Origin of the sequence: Xylella fastidiosa, assembly GCF_011801475.1 — a bacterium.
Taxonomy (GTDB): domain Bacteria; phylum Pseudomonadota; class Gammaproteobacteria; order Xanthomonadales; family Xanthomonadaceae; genus Xylella; species Xylella fastidiosa.
Genome location: NZ_CP044352.1, coordinates 1,961,517 through 1,979,504 on the forward strand (window position 1 = coordinate 1,961,517; position 17,988 = coordinate 1,979,504).

The following is a 17,988-nucleotide window of genomic DNA, read 5'->3' on the forward strand; positions in this document are numbered from 1 at the left end:
TCATTACCTCAATATTACTTTCAGTTCGATTTAATAAGCGCAGCTTAGATGAACTACACATTGCTACCATTAAATAATGACCATCCGATTGCAGTAGAGTTGCATTAGCACCATAAAAATGCGTCACGACTATATCCTCACTTTATCCTGTCCCGACTGTACTGGCCTTGTGTATCGGATCAGTGGCGAGTTGTTTCGAGCGGGCTGCAATATTCTTGATGCGCAACAATTTGTTGACAAGGAAAGTCATCAGTTTTTTCTTCGCGTGCATTTTGATGTGGCTGATAGTAGTTCATTGGCAGAACTGCAAAACCAGATCAGCATACTTGCCAAAGCCTATGCAATGCAGTGGCAATTGCACGATGCGCGCCGACGTTCCCGCCTGCTGGTAATGGTCAGTAAGCAAGGTCACTGCCTTAACGATTTATTGTTCCGTATACACAGTCGGCAATTGCAAGCAAAAATCGTCACTGTCGTTTCCAACCACAATGAGTTTGCCCCTTTAACGGCCTCATACGGTGTTCCATTCCAGCACTTACCCGTGAATGCAGACAACCGTACTGAACAAGAGGCTCGGATCATACAAATGGTCGAGCGTGAACAGATCGACTTGGTGATTTTGGCGCGCTATATGCAAATACTTTCACCTGCGTTGTGTGAGGCACTGCTTGGGCGTGCGATCAACATTCATCACAGTTTCTTGCCCAGTTTCAAGGGTGCCCAACCTTACCATCAAGCACACGCACGCGGGGTAAAAATCATCGGTGCCACTGCACACTATGTCACCCATGATTTGGACGAAGGTCCCATCATCGAACAGGACGTAGCACGGGTTGATCATTCAATGACGGCACATGATTTGGTGCGTATAGGCAGTGATATCGAGTCGCTGGTCTTAGCACGTGCAGTGAGTCGCCATATCGAACATCGGATCTTGCTTAACGGTCATCGGACAGTGGTGTTTCGCTAGAACTCCTTATGCACTGTGAGCCAGCCGGTTTGGTGGATTGTAGATGGGCCATCAGCGATGCTAAATCGAGTCTTCGGGTCACTTGCAGCAAGCACAAATGACGCAGATCCAGAGCTGAAAACTCAATCGAGCCAGCCCAAACAAATACTACACCGCTGCTTAGTTATCTAAGCATATCCTTCATCACATGATTTCTTCTTTTTCCCGAGAATAATGATATAAAGTATCAAATTCCTTGGCTAGCCCGCCAAGCATCCCAGATATCGACAAGATCAGACTTGTAAATCGACAACTACATAACAAAGGTGATGGTTTGCTATGTCAACGCTGACGCTCCCCTCCGATCTCCGCTTACCTGTCACCGTTTTCTCGGGTTTCCTTGGTGCCGGTAAGACAACCCTACTGAATCGCCTCTTGAATAATCGTGATGGTCTGCGTGTGGCAGTGATCGTTAACGACATGAGCGAAGTCAACATTGATGCACAGTTGGTACGTGATGGCGGTGCTGCTCTCAGCCGTACCGATGAAACATTGGTTGAATTCAGCAACGGATGTATCTGCTGCACTCTACGCGATGATTTATCCAAGGAGGTCAAACGTCTTGCGTTGGAGCAACGCTACGATTACCTGTTGATCGAATCCACAGGCATTGGCGAGCCAATGCCTGTCGCGGCAACATTTGCTGTGCGGGATGCCGACGGCTTTTGTCTTTCAGATGTAGCGCGTTTGGATACCATGGTCACGGTCGTTGATGGTAGCCAATTTACTGCGCTATTCAGCTCAATGAATACATTAGCTGACTTAGGTCAGCAAGCAGATTCCGACGATACTCGCAGCCTTGCCGACCTGCTTGGCCAACAGATCGAGTTTGCTGACACCATTGTCATCAGCAAATGTGATCTGATTGATGCGACGCAACTTGCGCGCGTGCGTGCAGTGGTGCGCGGGCTTAACCGTGACGCACAGATCATTGAAGCACATCTTGGAGAAGTACCCCTGCCCCAACTCGTTGGTACTGGGCGTTTCGATTTCACTCGCGCGCAACTTGCGCCAGGTTGGATGCGCGAGCTACGTGGCGAACATACTCCTGAGACCGAAGAGTACGGGATCACCAGCTTTGTTTACCGCGCGCGCCGTCCATTCCACCCATTACGCTTCAACCATTTGCTTGCTCATGGGTTGTCTGGTGTGATTCGCAGCAAGGGCTTCTTCTGGTTAGCAAGTCGTATGGATTGGGTTGGCGAATTATCCAGCGTTGGTAGTGCCACGCGCACTCAAGCAGCCGGGTTTTGGTATGCCGCACGGCACCGTGTCGACGTACATGAGGAAAATATGCCACCGCAGATTGGCATCGCCCCACTGCCCTACACCGAACTAGGTTGGCAACGTCAACAGAATGATTGTTGGACCGCACCATTGCCTGCGCCGCATGAGGTGAGCGATCCTGGCGAATATGTGGCGATGCAGCGTCTATGGCATCCACAATGGGGCGACCGCCGACAAGAATTGGCGGTCATTGGGTTGGATATGGATAAGGATGTTGCACGTAATGAATTAGATGCTTGCCTGCTCAGCAACGAAGAGCTGAGGATGGGGCCAATGTATTGGAGCGCACTACCAGATCCATTCCCACAGTGGCGCCGCTGAATATTACGTTGTCCGTTAGGTCCGCCTGATAATGCAGTCCATGAAACACTCCTTATGCTGTAATAGTGTCGTAACAGTGCACTCACCCTGACCTGGGCTATATCAATGATGAAGGTAGACCGTAAGGCGGCTATCATATGGCTATGCCTAATCCAGTACTCCCCAACACGTCCGGCACTCTATTTTTAGAAGGTCCAGTGGGTTGCCTTGAAGTTGCAGTGGACTTTCCAGCGTTCAATGTCACTACACAGTCACCTGTTGCGATTATTTGCCATCCGCTCTCTACCGAGGGAGGGAGCATGGATAACAAAGTTGTCACCATGACTGCACGCGCATTGCGTGAATTAGGCATGATGACTGTGCGCTTTAATTTCCGTAGTGTTGGTGCCTCAGATGGCATGTTTGATAACGGCCATGGTGAACGCGAGGACTTGCGTGCAATAGCGGCTTGGGTACGTGCACAGCGACCTGACAGTACATTGTGGTTAGCCGGTTTCAGCTTTGGAGCTTACATATCGTTGCTTGTTGCTGAAGAATTGGAAACGCAAGTGTTGATTTCAATCTCACCACCAGCTGGGCGCTGGGACCTCAGTCACGTACACCCCCCTGAACATTGGCTGTTAATCCAAGGTGATGCTGACGAAGTTGTTGACCCTCAAGCTGTCTATGACTGGATCTCCACATTACCGCGTCAGCCTAAACTGATACGCATGCCTGAGACCAGCCACTTTTTTCACCGCAAGTTGATTCATTTACGCGATGCCATCCAAGATGGTGTGCGCAGCTGGCTACCACAGCTGGCATAGATTTATAAGGACGTTGCACATACTGCAGCTATAGGATTTGATGTGACCGAAATGACTCCCTCACAACGCTATGCCGCCGGCGTCGAACGTGGCCATTGGAATGACGATGTTACTCAACATGCAGCCTTGGCAGAATTAGATCGAATCCATAACGCAATCATTCACAGCCCGCAGAATCGCTGGTGGGACAGTTTTACAGCATTGTGGAGAAAGCCAGAATTCGTGCAAGGGTTCTACTTTTGGGGTGGTGTAGGCCGCGGTAAGACTTTTTTGGTAGACCTGTTCTACGATGGCTTACCTCTTAATAAATTTATCGCCGAACCTCAGCAGAACGAGAATATTCAAAGAACCAAATACCCTTTCTCAAACCCTACCTCCCAAGGCGGTAAGTACCGCACTCACTTCCATCGCTTCATGCGTGGTATACACCAACGCTTGCGTGCGCATGTCGGACACAGTGCCCCACTTGCCAAGATTGCAAAAGAATGGCGTGGCAATTTACGTGTGTTGGTATTGGACGAGTTTTTTGTTACCGACATTGGCGACGCAATGTTACTTGCACGTCTGCTGGAACACCTGTTTGCAGAAGGAATCATCCTTGTCACTACTTCCAATACTGCACCAGACAAGCTTTATTTAAACGGTCTACAGCGTGATAGCTTCCTACCGGCAATTGACTTGCTAAAAAATTATTGCGTGGAGTTATATGCTGAAGGGACTGAGGACTACCGGATGCGCGCATTAACAGGTTCGCCTGTATACCGTACACCGTTGGACGCGCACGCCGATTCTTGGTTAACCCAGCGTTGGGGTGAGCTGAGCTGTGGTGAAACACCTCATCCCGGCAACATTGCCATTGACGGACGCAAGATTCCGGCACGTGCCCGCGGTAAAAGCATTGCGTGGTTTGATTTCGCCGTGTTATGCGAAGGTCCACGCAGTACGACTGACTACATTGAGCTAGCACGTGAATTCAATACAGTACTGATCGGTGGGATTCCTCAATTCAATTTTCTAAATGAGGATGCAGCACAACGCTTCGTCAATCTGATTGACGAACTATATGATCGCCAAGTTAACTTGGTTTGCACCGCATTCGGCACCCCGATACAGCTGTATCAGGGTGAGCGCTTAGCAAAGGCATTTGAACGTACTGCTTCACGCTTAAATGAAATGCAAAGTGCTGAATATATAGCCACTGCACATCGTGCCTGACCTTTCTTTGCGCTAATGTAACCGCAGTACAAACAGTACAAATGAAGATATATTTCTGGCTGAGCGATGTTTATTGAAAAACACATCAATGTTGGCATAGTATCGCTCTATCGCACCCAACATCATGTATTGCAAAAAATGAAGTTCTTCTGACACGATTACCACCTCATCTGACTGGAGCACTATTCATGAATTCACCGGAGAAGGTTCTTTACACCGCAATCGTCACAGCAACTGGTGGCCGTGATGGCAGCGTCGTATCTTCGGACAACGTGTTGAACGTCAAGCTATCCGTTCCACAGGGATTGGGTGGCCCGGGTGGCTCTGGTACCAATCCAGAACAACTGTTTGCTGCGGGTTATTCTGCCTGCTTCATTGGCGCCCTGAAGTTCGTTGCTAATAAGGAGAAAGTAGATTTACCAGCCGAACCACGTGTTGAAGGCCGTGTTGGAATTGGTGAAATCCCTGGTGGTTTCGGCCTAGTCGTAGAACTGCGTATTGCGGTATCAGGTATGGAACGCAGCATGTTGCAGAACTTAGTTGACAAAGCGCATCGCGTTTGTCCGTACTCTAATGCAACCCGTGGAAATATCGACGTCGTTTTGATTCTGATTGACTAAACCAGATGACGAGATGCATCTAAGCGGGAGATTACTGTCGGTCGGCGCAGAGTATGTCCGCTGGTAAACAGGTTGCTATTAGCCATAGCCACTTGCATGCCTCCTGGATCGTCTTCAATACAAGTTCAACCCTGACACCAACGCCCTTGCGTGTTGGTGCTGGTATATGAAGGTGGCAGCACTACAGTCAGTTTGGCCACAGCAGGTTAATCTTCCCGCCTCTCCACTGATAATAATGCTGACATTTTTATGAGAATCCTCGTTACCGGAGGGAGTGGGTTCCTCGGCGAAGCACTATGCCGAGGATTACTTAAGCGTGGCTACCAAGTAGTTAGTTTCCAACGTAGTCACTACCAAGCACTGCAAGCACTAGGCGTTGTGCAGATTTGCGGAGATCTGAGCGATTTTCACGCGGTGCGGCACGCGGTGCGTGGTGTGGATGCGGTTTTCCATAATGCTGCCAAGGTAGGTGCATGGGGTTCCTACACTAGTTACCACCAAATCAATGTGATCGGCACACAACACGTTCTGGATGCCTGTCGTGCTGAGAACATTAACAAGTTAGTGTACACCTCAACCCCGAGTGTGATTCATCGCTCAAACTACCCGGTTGAGGGTTTAGATGCAGATCAAGTGCCATATAGCAACGCCGTTAAAGTGCCATACGCTGCGACTAAAGCAATGGCTGAACAGGCGGTGTTAGCAGCCAACAGTGTCGACTTAACCACCGTAGCACTACGCCCACGCATGATATGGGGCCCAGGCGACCCTCACTTGATGCCTCGCTTAGTGGCGCGCGCCCGCGCTGGGCGACTGCGTCTGATAGGCGATGGTCGTAACTTAGTAGATAGCACCTACATTGACAATGCCGCACAAGCACATTTCGATGCGTTTGAGCATCTCATGCCTGGAGCAGCGTGTGCTGGCAAGGCTTATTTCATCTCCAACGGCGAGCCGTTGCAGATGCGCGAATTGATCAACAAGCTACTGGCCACTACCAACGCTCCACCGGTGACTCAATCACTGTCATTTAAGACGGGTTACTGCATTGGTGCATTTTGCGAGATGCTATGGTCGTTACTACCCCTCCCTGGAGAACCACTACTAACGCGTTTTCTCGTTGAGCAGATGTCTACTCCTCATTGGTACAGCATAGAACCAGCGAAGCGTGACTTCGGGTACGTGCCGCGCGTGTCCATTGAAGAGGGCTTGGTACGTTTGCTGTCCGAAACGCGTGTTACTTGTTGATGTATCTGTGCAGCAATACCAGCAACTTCATCTCTGGGGTTTCTATTGAACTAACTTGATAGCAGGCGTAAAAATGGCCGTTCTGTTTTCATTCGGTCAACACTTCAATCTGTTTCACCAATGACGACGTTGCCTTCGGTTGCGATTTCAATCAACAGGATCAATAAATCTATATACATCAATAAATTGGATAAAATTGTAAGGTTCTAGATCCTTAACAGTTTTATAATCCAGGATGGGCACCTAATGCACTGATTCATAACGGGTGTGTTTACGCCCTGTACCTTCCCGTTCATATTTTTCGGCAATCGTGGCGTTAGTCTGGTTTGCAATTTGCTTGACCTAAAACGGCCTTGTCCTCTTAGAGTAAATTAATGAGCTTACGAATCCTTAACTCCTTGAAAGTTGCCCTACTAACCCTGGCTATCACTACCGCTCCAGCGTTGATGGCCAAATCGGACAGTGCATCTCCTCAAGTGGCGACGCCAGATCAAACCACAGCGACCAAGCTGGTGTATGGTCTGCTTTCAGATAGTCGTTATGCTTATCGGCTGCGCCCGCTTGACGAAACGATGTCCAAAGACATTTTCAAGCGCTACTTGGAAGCCCTAGACAACAATAAGCAATTTTTTACTGAAGCCGATATCGACAACTTCTCAGCATTCAAAGCTGAGATACCTGATTCAATCCGCAACGGCAATCTCAAGCCAGCGTTTAGTATATTTACGGTGTATAAAAAGCGCGTTGCTGAACGTGTTACCTATGCAAATCAGTTACTGAAACAAAACTTCGATTTTTCCGGGCAAGAAAAATACGAATACGATCGTAGCAAAGCGCCATGGCCAGCCAGCCCGCAAGATCTGGACGACATCTGGCGACGATCAATAATGAACGACTGGCTACGCCTGAAGTTGGCCGGAAAAAAGCCCGAAGACATTCGGAAAACTCTTAAAAAACGCTACGCCAACCTTCTTAAGACAGTGAACGAACTAAAAGGTGAAGACGTCTTTCAGTTGTATCTGAACGCCTACACTAATTCGATCGATCCTCATACCGACTACTTCACTCCACGCACAGCCGATGCTTTCAACCAGCAGATGTCATTGTCACTAGAAGGTATCGGTGCCCAGCTGCAAAAGCAGGAAGACATGGTGATCATCCGTGAGGTGATTCCTGGAGGCCCCACTGCGTTGGATGGCACACTGAAACCTGGTGATCGCATCGTCGGCGTTGGTCAGGGCAAAGGCGGCCCAATTGAAGATGTCATCGGCTTACGCATCGACGATGTCGTCTCCAAGATCCGCGGCAAGAAAGACACCCAGGTACGACTTGAATATATTCCAGCCGAATCTGGAATCGACGGCGCACACCGTATCGTGACTCTTACACGACAGAAGGTACGCTTAGCTGAGCAGGCCGCGAAGGGCGAAACCATTACCATAGAGGGTAGCAACGGCGACGCACAGCGCCGCATCGGCATCATCAAGCTGCCAACGTTCTACGAGGATTTCGAAGGGCGTCGCCGCAACCTCGCCAACTATACGTCTGCAACACGAGATGTAGCGAAGCTTTTAACCAACTTCAAAACTGACAAAGTCGATGGCGTGGTACTCGATCTGCGTAACAACGGCGGCGGATCGCTGGATGAAGCCATTCAGCTCACTGGTCTATTCATCGAACAAGGTCCTGTGGTGCAAGTACGTGAATCCGGGGGCCGTGTCACTATCAACGGTGATCGAGACGACAAAGTCACCTGGGACGGCCCGCTGGCAGTATTGATCAATCGTGGCTCCGCTTCTGCATCAGAAATTTTTGCAGGTGCCATCCAAGACTATGGGCGTGGTTTGGTGATTGGAGAAACCAGCTTTGGTAAAGGCACAGTCCAAAATATTGTTGATCTGGATCGTTGGCCGGCAAACGAAAGCAGACGATTTGGCCAAGTCAAATTGACCATTGCTCAATTCTTCCGTATCAGCGGATCCAGCACCCAGCACAAAGGAGTGTTACCAGACATTGCGTTCCCAGCAAGCGTAGGTGCAACTGAGTTTGGGGAGAGCACTTATGAAAATGCCTTGCCTTGGACTCGAATTGCCTCGCTCCAACACACCCAATATGGCAATTTCAGCCCAATATTATCGAAACTGAAAAAAATTCATATCAGTCGCACTGCCAATGACATTGAATTCAAATGGTGGCAAGAGGATGTACATAATTTCAGTCTGGAAAAGGAAAAGAAGTACGTCATACTCAACGAAGCCGAACGTCTTGCAGAACGTAGAAAACAAGAAACTCAACATAGAGAACGCCAAACTATTCGGAAAAACCTTGGCTTGCAGCTAGATCCTTTGTCTGAGGAGAGTGACGACGGATTGATTGGCAACGAGCGTGATATCGCCAAGGACACTGCGCGCGAAAAGCTGGCCGACAAGCGTCCTGACCCTTTATTGCATGAATCAGCCGCAATTCTGACCGATACAATTAACCTACTGGAAAAGGACCAGATACTATCGGCACAGGTACTTTTACAGTCCACCACACCGGGACACTGGGCCAATTGAATTGCCAGTAGTGTTGGGTAAACCAGCCCAACACTACAGCCTTTTTGACTTGCTTAGATGCTTTGCCAGATAACGGCTCTTAAAATTTGGTACTCCCATTTATTTATAGATAGCCAGTGCTGGAACCTTCAGTTTTTTCAATTGGACGCGGACGGCCTTAAGGGTTGACAGGACCGCCATTCAATGTTTATCTGCCGCTTATGATTTCCTTCCTGGCTTCTTCCAACTGTCTTCCCAATTCTGCTATTACGGTAGCCTTTCTTCTTATACTCGTGCTTATTGCCTGCCCAAACAGTGGGGGACAGGCCAGCGTGTAAACAACATACACTCAGGCTTTGATCAAACCCCGCATTGGCAACCTTGCGGGGTTTTGTTTTTTAGTATGGCCCCTAAAAATTTCGATATGACATGAACAAAAGTACTAAATCCGATGAAAAACACCTCTTTCGTACCTACCAGAATACGATGGCAACCGTAGATTCCATACGTTGCGCATCTCGTTCTCAGACATTAATAAACAGCCAACATATGCTATGCACTGTTGGTTAACGTTTCCATCACCACAGATTATTCAAGGATGCTATTTATGAGAAACACAAAGTCCACTTTGAAAATTGCAATCATCGGTTATGGAAGTCAGGGTCGGGCACATGCTCTGAACCTGCGTGACTCTGGTTTTGACATTATCGTCGGCCTGCGTCCAGGTGGAGCAACCGAAGCTAAAGCTCAGGCTGACGGTTTCACAGTGCAGTCTCCGGACCAAGCAGCGAAACATGCCGATTTAGTTGCTGTACTGACCCCAGACATGGTCCAAAAGAAACTCTACGAAGAGGTTTTAGCACCAAACATAAAGCAAGGTGCTTGCCTATTATTCGCACATGGCCTAAACGTCCACTACAGCTTGATTACCCCACGGAGCGATCTAGATGTGGTGCTCGTTGCCCCCAAGGGTCCTGGTGCACTGGTACGCCGCGAATACGAAATCGGACGTGGGGTGCCATGTATCTATGCAGTACATCAAGATCTCAGCAGCCATGCCGAGCAGCTGGCTTTAACCTACGCTGGTGGCCTAGGTGGTGCCCGTGCCAACATCATCAAAACAACTTTCAAGGAAGAAACTGAGACCGACTTGTTCGGTGAGCAAGCTGTGCTGTGCGGCGGTGTTTCCTCGCTAGTGCAAGCCGGCTTTGAAACCTTGGTTGAAGCCGGTTACCAGCCGGAAATCGCCTATTACGAAGTACTGCACGAATTGAAGTTAATCGTGGATCTGTTCTACGAAGGTGGCATCACCCGAATGCTGGAATTTGTCTCTGAAACCGCACAGTATGGCGACTATGTCAGTGGCCCACGCGTGATCGACCGCAGCACCAAGGAACGTATGAAAGCTGTGCTGAAGGATATCCAAGATGGCACCTTCACCAAACATTGGATTGCCGAATACCAAGCCGGCTTACCAAACTACAAGAAATATAAGCAAGCCGACCTGGAACACCCCATTGAAAAAGTCGGTAAGCAACTGCGTGCCAAGATGGTCTGGTTAAACAGCGAAAAAACAAATGACACAACGCATCCCATGAGTTCGAAGGTGGTTTAAACCTTCCGCCCTCCTCTCACTGCAACATATAGAAGGCCGCTACCACATGAACAGATCCGCACACAGCGCAACCCGCAATGGTGCGAGCTGGTTGACGCATGCTCTGGAAGCAGAAGGAGTTGATACACTCTTCGGCTATCCGGGTGGCACGATCATGCCGTTTTATGACGCCCTGGTCGATTCTCGCCTCACACATATTCTGGTCCGCCATGAACAGGGTGCAGCTTTAGCTGCAAATGGCTATGCCCGCGCTAGCGGACGTGTCGGTGTATGCGTAGCGACGTCAGGTCCAGGTGCCTCCAATCTGATCACTGGCATTGCCGACGCGATGCTAGATTCAGTCCCCATGGTCTGCTTGACTGGCCAAGTCGCTAGCTCGTTGCTGGGGACCGATGCATTTCAGGAATTGGACGTATTTGGCCTAACCATGCCGATCGTCAAACATAGCTTCTTGGTGCGTTCGATACAGGATCTGCCAAGCATGGTGCAGGACGCATTCCGTATCGCACGAGAAGGCCGCCCCGGCCCTGTCCTGATCGATTTACCTAAAGATGTCCAAATGACTGATGCTTCGCACCTACAGGACCATGTGTCGGCCGCCGTGATGGCACCGCCGCAAGCAGAAGCAGCGATGATCATCGAAGCTGCAGCAGCAATCGCCTCTGCTGAGAAACCAGTGATCTATGGCGGCGGCGGCATCGCCCTCGCCGATGCAGTTAACGTCTTCCGTACCTTCGTTGATACCACTAGTATCCCGACCACATTGACACTACGCGGTTTGGGGGCGCTGCCACACGCTCATCCTCATTACTTGGGCATGCTGGGCATGCATGGCACCCGCGCGGCCAACATGGCAATCCAGGAGTGCGATCTACTACTTGTCATTGGCGCCCGTTTCGACGACCGTGCAACCGGGAAGGTGAACGAATTCGCTCCGTTCGCTCGAATTGTCCACCTTGATGCAGACGCTTACGAAATCAATAAGCTACGTAATGCCGACATCGCGGTACCAGGCAACTTAGCCACAACACTCACTGCCCTTAGCGCCTTGCTGTCACCCAGTACAGCCGACCCACACATAAGCTCATCCAGATATGAATGGCACGAGCGCTGCATAGGCAACCGCGAACGTTTTGGCGTGCGTTACGATGCGCCAGGCAATGATATCTACGCACCGGCCCTACTTAAACGCCTGAGCGAAATGGCGCCCGTTGATACCATCATTGCTTGCGATGTTGGCCAGCATCAAATGTGGGTGGCGCAACACTGCAAATTCGAAGATCCACGTAATCACCTGACCAGCGGTGGGCTAGGCACAATGGGGTTCGGCTTGCCTGCGGCAATGGGTGCGCAGTTTGCCTATCCGGAACGCACTGTAGTACTGGTTTCTGGCGATGGCAGTTTCATGATGAATGTACAAGAACTGACCACAATCGCACGGTGCAAGCTACCTTTGAAGATTGTCCTGCTTGATAACAACTCGCTAGGCATGGTTCGGCAATGGCAAGAGCTGTTCTTCGCGGAGCGATACAGTGAAATTGACCTGTCTGACAATCCCGATTTCACTGCATTGGTACAGGTATTTGGAATTCCTGCAAAACGCATCACGGTTCGCAGCGACGTCGAACAAGGCTTAGCCTATTTACTAGCACAACCAGGTCCAGCATTACTGCACGTGCAGATTGATGCACGCGCCAACGTATGGCCCCTTGTGCCACCGAACACCGCCAACAGCACCATGCTGGAAAGCAATCCGGCCCACGTTCAGAAGGAAACGCCCCATGCAATACCGGCTTGATCTGATCCTCAGACCCGCCGAAGGTGCAGTATTACGTGTGCTAGGCATGACTGAACGTCGGGGCTTCCGCGCCTGCGCGATCCACGGCAGTACTGTCGTCAACGATGCGGGCCGTTGGCATCTTCAAATGGTTGTGGACGGCTCGCGCTCACCAGAGACACTGCGTTTGCAACTGGAGAAAGTGTACGACTGCGAATCAGTATCTATTACTGTTTTGGAAGCCGCATGAACTGCAGCGTACGACGCGATATACCACGCGCAATACTACCGCTGGATTTTCTTAGCGGGCACGAGTCAGCATGGCATGCCATCAGGATGTGTGCAGATCATCAGGAAGTATAGCTATATGGATATACCTGATGTAGGGCACACAGTTGTCAAGCAACCCAATGCAAGTAACGTCAATACCGTGAGTGTGGCCGATGTGTTGGCTGCACAAGCCCGCTTACGTCGTTATCTAATGCCTACTCCAATTCACTATGCCGAGCGTTTCGGAGTGATGCTGAAGTTAGAAAATCTGCAACGCACCGGATCCTATAAAGTGCGCGGCGCACTGAACGCAATGTTAGTTGCGCTGGAACGCGGCGATAACCGCCCTGTCATTTGCGCATCAGCCGGTAACCACGCCCAAGGCGTAGCTTGGTCAGCTTACCGGCTTGGTATACAAGCAATCACTGTCATGCCTCACGGTGCTCCGGCCACAAAGGTTGCAGGTGTTTCACATTGGGGGGCAACGGTACGCCAACACGGCCAAAGCTATGACGAGGCCTATACGTTCGCATGTGAGTTGGCTGAGCAAAACGATTACCGCTTTCTATCAGCATTCGATGATCCGGATGTGATTGCCGGTCAGGGAACTGTTGGCATAGAGATCACCGCGCATGAACCGGATGTAGTCATTGTGCCGATCGGCGGCGGCGGCCTTGCTTCAGGCATTGCTTTGGTGCTGCGCTCGCAGGGAGTACGTGTCATTGGCGCTCAGGTCGAGGGCGTGGATGCGATGGCGCGTGCAATCCGTGGCGACACACGCGAGATCGCTCCAGTTTCGACCTTAGCTGACGGGGTGAAAGTCAAGATTCCTGGTTTCATTACCCGCCATCTGTGTGCCAACTTGTTAGACGATGTAGTAATCGTGCGTGAGGCTGAACTGCGCGAAACATTGGTGCGTTTAGTATTGGAAGAACACCTGATCGCCGAAGGGGCAGGCGCACTGGCATTGGCCGCTGGCCGCCGCGTTGCAGGTAAGCGCAAGTGTGCAGTGGTCTCCGGAGGTAATATTGACGCTGCAGTACTGGCCAAACTGTTGTCCGAAGTAAGACCACGGCCACCCCGCAAACCACGTAGGCGTAGTGCAGATCGCCCCAACAATTGCGGCAATTTACCGCTACCTTTTAACTGATTCCACCCCATATCCACGCCTGCCAATAGCACTGCTGTAGAGGAGTATTCACTGGTGAACACGAGCATATCCAGCCAGCCGCCCTGTATCCGGATTTTTGATACCACCCTGCGGGACGGTGAGCAATCTCCCGGTTGCAGTATGCCTGCACAACAAAAACTGGTCATGGCACGCGCATTAGATGCATTGGGCGTAGACATTATCGAGACTGGTTTCCCAGCCAGTTCCCAATCCGACTACGAAGCCATGACGCTGATCGCACGCGAGTTACGTAGACCAACTCTGGCAGTACTGTCACGTTGTCTGCAAGCCGATATCGAAACTTCAGCACGCGCACTGGAATCAGCAACCAAACCACGCTTGCATGTATTTCTGTCAACCAGCCCATTACACCGCGAGCACAAGCTACGCATGAGCAAGGAACAGGTGCTGGAGTCAGTGCACAAGCATGTGAGTCTCAGTCGAACCTTGATTGACGATGTGGAATTCTCGGCCGAGGATGCGACGCGCACAGAGGAGGATTTCCTGATAGAGGTTACCCGCGTGGCAATCGCCGCTGGTGCAACCACGATCAACCTGCCAGACACCGTAGGGTTCAGCACGCCTGAAGAAATCCGCAACATGTTTACGCGCGTCATCGCGAACGTCGAAGGTGCAAACAAAGTGATCTTTAGTGCGCACTGCCACGACGATCTGGGTTTGGCCGTTGCTAACTCGCTGGCAGCCATTGAGGGCGGTGCACGCCAAATCGAATGTACTATCAATGGCATTGGTGAGCGCGCTGGTAACTGCGCGCTGGAAGAACTCACTATGGTGTTGAAAGTACGCAACGCGTTTTACAACATTGATACTTCAATCCACACATCACGTATCGTCTCCACCTCCCAGTTACTGCAACGATTGGTTGGCATGCCCGTGCAACGTAACAAGGCAGTAGTAGGTGCCAATGCCTTTGCACATGAATCGGGTATCCACCAGCACGGTATGCTGCGCCATCGCGGCACCTACGAAATCATGCGTCCACAAGAAGTCGGTTGGGTATGTTCGCATATGGTGCTCGGCCGCCATAGCGGCCGTGCTGCGGTCGAACAGCGTCTACGCGCACTGGGCTACTTGCTGGAGGAAGAAGATCTAAAACTGGTATTTGAAGAATTCAAACAGCTTTGTGAGAAACAGCGTTTGGTCACCGATGTCGACCTGCAAGTACTGATGCAAGATACAACAGTACAGCATGGCTATCGCTTGGCCTCAATGACAATCAGTGATGTTGGTAACCGGGCCAACGCACTGGTGGAATTGTCCGATCCCCAAGGTCAGCGTGTTGCCGAAACTGCGCAAGGCAACGGCCCAGTAGATGCACTGTTCGGAGCGCTGGCTGCAGCAACTGGGGTCAAACTGGAGTTGGACAGCTATCAGGTACACAGTGTTGGTATCGGGGCCGATGCACGTGGTGAAGCAAACCTCAGTGTACGCCACAACGATACTCAGTACGAAGGTACAGGGACCAGTAAAGACATTATCGAAGCCAGTGCGCTTGCTTGGCTAGAGGTCGCCAACCGTTTGCTACGTAACCCCGAAAATATGCAAAATAAACAAAACACAGCACTGGCCTGATTCGATGCATTACACATCTTGATCATAGTTCCTCTCCGAAACATAGAGATTCAGGTACAAACTGAAGCTCTATGGGCTTCCCTCAGGAATTGAAAAACCCTTGAGATCATTAAAGTAAAGCGTGTACAAATTGTGATCTGGTTTTAGTGGTAGCTGATGAATGAGCGGCAGCCCCCGTGATCCACGGTTTGCATTTTTCAGCTTTAAAAAGTGGGCGATCCACACTTTCAATAACGGATAAAGTTGGTCGAGTCTTCATGCACAATGAAATGCTTATCCAATGAACCTTTGATCATTTCAATAGTGAACGCATTGCTCAGGTATCGTGCGCCGAAGTCACAGGTGAAAAGATATGGCCATGATCCAATTGCGGAACTCGCCCTAAACATTCCCTGGACATTTGTTCATTGTTGATTAGTGGCCGTTAACTATGATAAAGGTCCCACCCAAAAACGCTGGCAAATTGGATTAATAGCGCAGTAACGCCGATCCCCAAGTAAAACCACCGCCGAATGCTTCCAGGAGCAGTAACTGACCACGCTGCACACGACCAGAACGGATAGCCTCGTCAAGCGCGAGTGGCACCGAAGCCGTGGAAGTGTTGCCGTGACGATCAACCGTGACCACCACCTGATTCATCGACATATCTAAACGCCTTGCGGTGGCTTCGATAATGCGTAAGTTTGCTTGGTGAGGAATTAACCAATCGAGTTCGTGCTTATCCAGATGATTCGCTTCCAACGTCTCATCAACCACTCTATCAAGGGCTTTAACGGCATATTTAAACACCTCATTTCCCTTCATCAACAGCGCGCCGCAATCTTTACCTTCACCAAAACCAACTGATACACCAACAGGATCCCACAACAATTCTTTTTTGCTTCCATCAGCATGCAGATGGGTACTGAGAATCCCTGTATCTTCATCAGCCTTGAGCACCACCGCTCCGGCGCCATCCCCGAATAGTACGCAAGTCGTGCGGTCACTCCAGTCGATAATTCGGGTCAAGGTATCGGCCCCCACAACTAACACTGTTTTGGAGCAACCTGAAGACACAAATTTTTCTGCCACGCTCAACGCATATACAAAACCGGAACATGCAGCATTCACGTCGAACGCACCACAACCAACAGCTCCAAGACGTGCCTGTAACAAGCAAGCAGTAGACGGAAAAATCAAGTCCGGCGTTGTGGTCCCGACAACAATCAAATCCAAATCAGCGGACCGCACCTCAGCAGCTTCAAGTGCACGTATCGCAGCCTCATAAGCCAAATCACTGGTCGTTTCGCCTTCGGCAGCAATATGTCGCTCACGGATACCAGTGCGAGTGCGGATCCATTCATCGCTGGTATCGACGATATGGGCCAGATCGTCATTAGTTAGCACTTTTTCCGGCAAATAACCGCCTGTGCCTGCGATTCTAGCGTAGATTCGCTTGCTCATATCGAAGTTCCTAAATTTATTAAAAAAGCCGCGCCGGGACGGACGCGACTTTCAAAGCACATGCAGTAAACAAGTAGGATTTTTTACTCTTCAATTAATCTTCTTCGACGACCGAAGCTTTAATCACAATTACCTTCTTGCCACGGTAGTAACCATCAGCAGTCACGTGGTGACGTATATGCACCTCACCGCTCGTTGGATCAATCGACAGCTTTTTAGCAGTCAACGCATCATGAGAACGGCGCTGACCACGACGGGAAGGGGTAACGCGAGATTTTTGCACAGCCATGGGAATACTCCAAATTTATTGCTATCACTTTATTGTTTCATTGCACATAAAAAAACACGTATCAAATTCAAATACGCCTCAAATTCATTTTCTGCCCTAAACCTTTCACGATGACTATTGCTTCTTAAACGAAGCCAACACTGCAAACGGATTGATCTTATTCGTTTCTAGATCAATAGGTGGCCATTTGGTTTCCACTACTTCTGTATCTGGGGCCACTGGCACCAATGGGATTGCTAACAACAGCTCATCCTCAACAAGATCAGCAGGCCGCAACACGGCATCACTAGGCACAAGAAATACCTCGTAATCCGGGGGGAGTGTAGACTCCTCAGCCTCACTGCGAATTAGGCCAATGCGCTGGACAACACGCACTGGAAACAGAAAACGCCTCAAGCTTCGCTGACATTCAAGCGGCAACTGTGCTTCCACAGTCAAAGCCACATAAGCCACTCGCAGTTCTTCATCGTAACCGAACTCAAGTAAGTAAACACACTCACCTTCGCTATCGAGTAACGCATCCCTAAGCCGCTGCATCTTATTTAGGGGAATCTGCCCTCCAAAACGGCCACGGGCAGCAACAGTGCGCCAAGCATCTAGCCACTCTGGCACGTTTTCAAGCATGAGGTCCGGGTTCAAGCATGAGGAACCGAATCCTAAGGATAGAGGCAAGTATTGTCAAATCAGGACAATTCTTGCCTGCAAACTAGCGTGGTGAAAAACCACCGATGAAGCAATCACGTGCGGTCAATCAAAAAATGTACGTAAATAAATGACGAGATACTCA

The 17,988-nt window shown here is 50.1% G+C and carries 15 protein-coding genes; 12 read left to right on the plus strand and 3 right to left on the minus strand.

Features of this window, described 5'->3' with window-relative positions:
- Positions 1 to 118: 118 nt before the first annotated feature.
- The 12 genes from purU (at position 119) to F7G16_RS09010 (ending at position 15,469) form a co-directional block, all read left to right on the plus strand.
- Positions 119 to 970 (plus strand): formyltetrahydrofolate deformylase, encoded by an 852-nt coding sequence (purU, locus tag F7G16_RS08955; protein ID WP_004572817.1) that lies wholly within the window; start codon positions 119 to 121, stop codon positions 968 to 970.
- Positions 971 to 1,288: 318 nt separating this feature from the next.
- Complete coding sequence (locus F7G16_RS08960; RefSeq protein WP_004572816.1) at positions 1,289 to 2,617, plus strand: GTP-binding protein; 1,329 nt, start codon at positions 1,289 to 1,291, stop codon at positions 2,615 to 2,617.
- Positions 2,618 to 2,760: 143 nt separating this feature from the next.
- On the plus strand, positions 2,761 to 3,423 hold the full coding sequence (locus F7G16_RS08965) for an alpha/beta hydrolase (RefSeq protein WP_038231945.1): 663 nt from the start codon (positions 2,761 to 2,763) through the stop codon (positions 3,421 to 3,423).
- Positions 3,424 to 3,465: 42 nt separating this feature from the next.
- On the plus strand, positions 3,466 to 4,638 hold the full coding sequence (zapE, locus tag F7G16_RS08970) for a cell division protein ZapE (protein ID WP_011097911.1): 1,173 nt from the start codon (positions 3,466 to 3,468) through the stop codon (positions 4,636 to 4,638).
- 188 nt (positions 4,639 to 4,826) lie between these two features.
- Positions 4,827 to 5,258, plus strand: a complete 432-nt coding sequence (locus tag F7G16_RS08975; RefSeq protein WP_004572813.1) for an organic hydroperoxide resistance protein — start codon at positions 4,827 to 4,829, stop codon at positions 5,256 to 5,258.
- Between the two features lie 249 nt (positions 5,259 to 5,507).
- The gene (gene oleD, locus F7G16_RS08980) at positions 5,508 to 6,506 is read left to right on the plus strand and encodes a 2-alkyl-3-oxoalkanoate reductase (protein ID WP_004572812.1); all 999 of its coding nucleotides are present in this window, start codon (positions 5,508 to 5,510) and stop codon (positions 6,504 to 6,506) included.
- A 374-nt stretch (positions 6,507 to 6,880) separates the two neighbouring features.
- Positions 6,881 to 9,064: a carboxy terminal-processing peptidase gene (locus F7G16_RS08985; protein ID WP_038233023.1), complete on the plus strand. Its 2,184-nt coding sequence runs from the start codon at positions 6,881 to 6,883 to the stop codon at positions 9,062 to 9,064.
- Between the two features lie 586 nt (positions 9,065 to 9,650).
- Positions 9,651 to 10,658 (plus strand): ketol-acid reductoisomerase, encoded by a 1,008-nt coding sequence (gene ilvC / locus F7G16_RS08990; RefSeq protein ID WP_004572810.1) that lies wholly within the window; start codon positions 9,651 to 9,653, stop codon positions 10,656 to 10,658.
- Positions 10,659 to 10,704: 46 nt separating this feature from the next.
- On the plus strand, positions 10,705 to 12,456 hold the full coding sequence (gene ilvG / locus F7G16_RS08995; protein ID WP_004572809.1) for an acetolactate synthase 2 catalytic subunit: 1,752 nt from the start codon (positions 10,705 to 10,707) through the stop codon (positions 12,454 to 12,456).
- Entirely contained in the window at positions 12,440 to 12,685 is a 246-nt protein-coding gene (locus F7G16_RS09000) for an ACT domain-containing protein (protein WP_004572808.1), read from the plus strand. Before ilvG ends, F7G16_RS09000 begins: the two co-directional genes overlap by 17 nt.
- Before the next feature lie 117 nt (positions 12,686 to 12,802).
- Complete coding sequence (locus F7G16_RS09005; RefSeq protein WP_004572807.1) at positions 12,803 to 13,855, plus strand: threonine dehydratase; 1,053 nt, start codon at positions 12,803 to 12,805, stop codon at positions 13,853 to 13,855.
- 54 nt (positions 13,856 to 13,909) lie between these two features.
- On the plus strand, positions 13,910 to 15,469 hold the full coding sequence (locus F7G16_RS09010; RefSeq protein ID WP_011097913.1) for a 2-isopropylmalate synthase: 1,560 nt from the start codon (positions 13,910 to 13,912) through the stop codon (positions 15,467 to 15,469).
- A 468-nt stretch (positions 15,470 to 15,937) separates the two neighbouring features.
- Here the strand turns inward: F7G16_RS09010 and F7G16_RS09015 are convergent, their stop codons facing one another.
- The 3 genes from F7G16_RS09015 to F7G16_RS09025 form a co-directional block, all read right to left on the minus strand.
- A complete protein-coding gene (locus F7G16_RS09015; RefSeq protein ID WP_004572805.1) occupies positions 15,938 to 16,912 on the minus strand; it encodes a beta-ketoacyl-ACP synthase III in 975 nt (324 codons plus the stop codon).
- A 94-nt stretch (positions 16,913 to 17,006) separates the two neighbouring features.
- Entirely contained in the window at positions 17,007 to 17,201 is a 195-nt protein-coding gene (gene rpmF / locus F7G16_RS09020) for a 50S ribosomal protein L32 (protein ID WP_004572804.1), read from the minus strand.
- A gap of 114 nt (positions 17,202 to 17,315) precedes the next feature.
- Positions 17,316 to 17,825, minus strand: a complete 510-nt coding sequence (locus F7G16_RS09025; RefSeq protein ID WP_004572803.1) for a YceD family protein — start codon at positions 17,823 to 17,825, stop codon at positions 17,316 to 17,318.
- Positions 17,826 to 17,988 lie beyond the last annotated feature (163 nt).

What these genes read in the sequence shown, in the direction of transcription:
- purU (WP_004572817.1), top strand. Translation starts at nt 119, where the DNA reads ATGCGTCACGACTATATCCTCACTTTATCCTGTCCCGACTGTACTGGC.
- F7G16_RS08960 (WP_004572816.1), top strand. Translation starts at nt 1,289, where the DNA reads ATGTCAACGCTGACGCTCCCCTCCGATCTCCGCTTACCTGTCACCGTT.
- F7G16_RS08965 (WP_038231945.1), top strand. Translation starts at nt 2,761, where the DNA reads ATGCCTAATCCAGTACTCCCCAACACGTCCGGCACTCTATTTTTAGAA.
- F7G16_RS08975 (WP_004572813.1), top strand. Translation starts at nt 4,827, where the DNA reads ATGAATTCACCGGAGAAGGTTCTTTACACCGCAATCGTCACAGCAACT.
- oleD (WP_004572812.1), top strand. Translation starts at nt 5,508, where the DNA reads ATGAGAATCCTCGTTACCGGAGGGAGTGGGTTCCTCGGCGAAGCACTA.
- F7G16_RS08985 (WP_038233023.1), top strand. Translation starts at nt 6,881, where the DNA reads ATGAGCTTACGAATCCTTAACTCCTTGAAAGTTGCCCTACTAACCCTG.
- ilvC (WP_004572810.1), top strand. Translation starts at nt 9,651, where the DNA reads ATGAGAAACACAAAGTCCACTTTGAAAATTGCAATCATCGGTTATGGA.
- ilvG (WP_004572809.1), top strand. Translation starts at nt 10,705, where the DNA reads ATGAACAGATCCGCACACAGCGCAACCCGCAATGGTGCGAGCTGGTTG.
- F7G16_RS09000 (WP_004572808.1), top strand. Translation starts at nt 12,440, where the DNA reads ATGCAATACCGGCTTGATCTGATCCTCAGACCCGCCGAAGGTGCAGTA.
- F7G16_RS09005 (WP_004572807.1), top strand. Translation starts at nt 12,803, where the DNA reads ATGGATATACCTGATGTAGGGCACACAGTTGTCAAGCAACCCAATGCA.
- F7G16_RS09015 (WP_004572805.1), bottom strand. Translation starts at nt 16,912, where the DNA reads ATGAGCAAGCGAATCTACGCTAGAATCGCAGGCACAGGCGGTTATTTG.
- rpmF (WP_004572804.1), bottom strand. Translation starts at nt 17,201, where the DNA reads ATGGCTGTGCAAAAATCTCGCGTTACCCCTTCCCGTCGTGGTCAGCGC.
- F7G16_RS09025 (WP_004572803.1), bottom strand. Translation starts at nt 17,825, where the DNA reads ATGCTTGAAAACGTGCCAGAGTGGCTAGATGCTTGGCGCACTGTTGCT.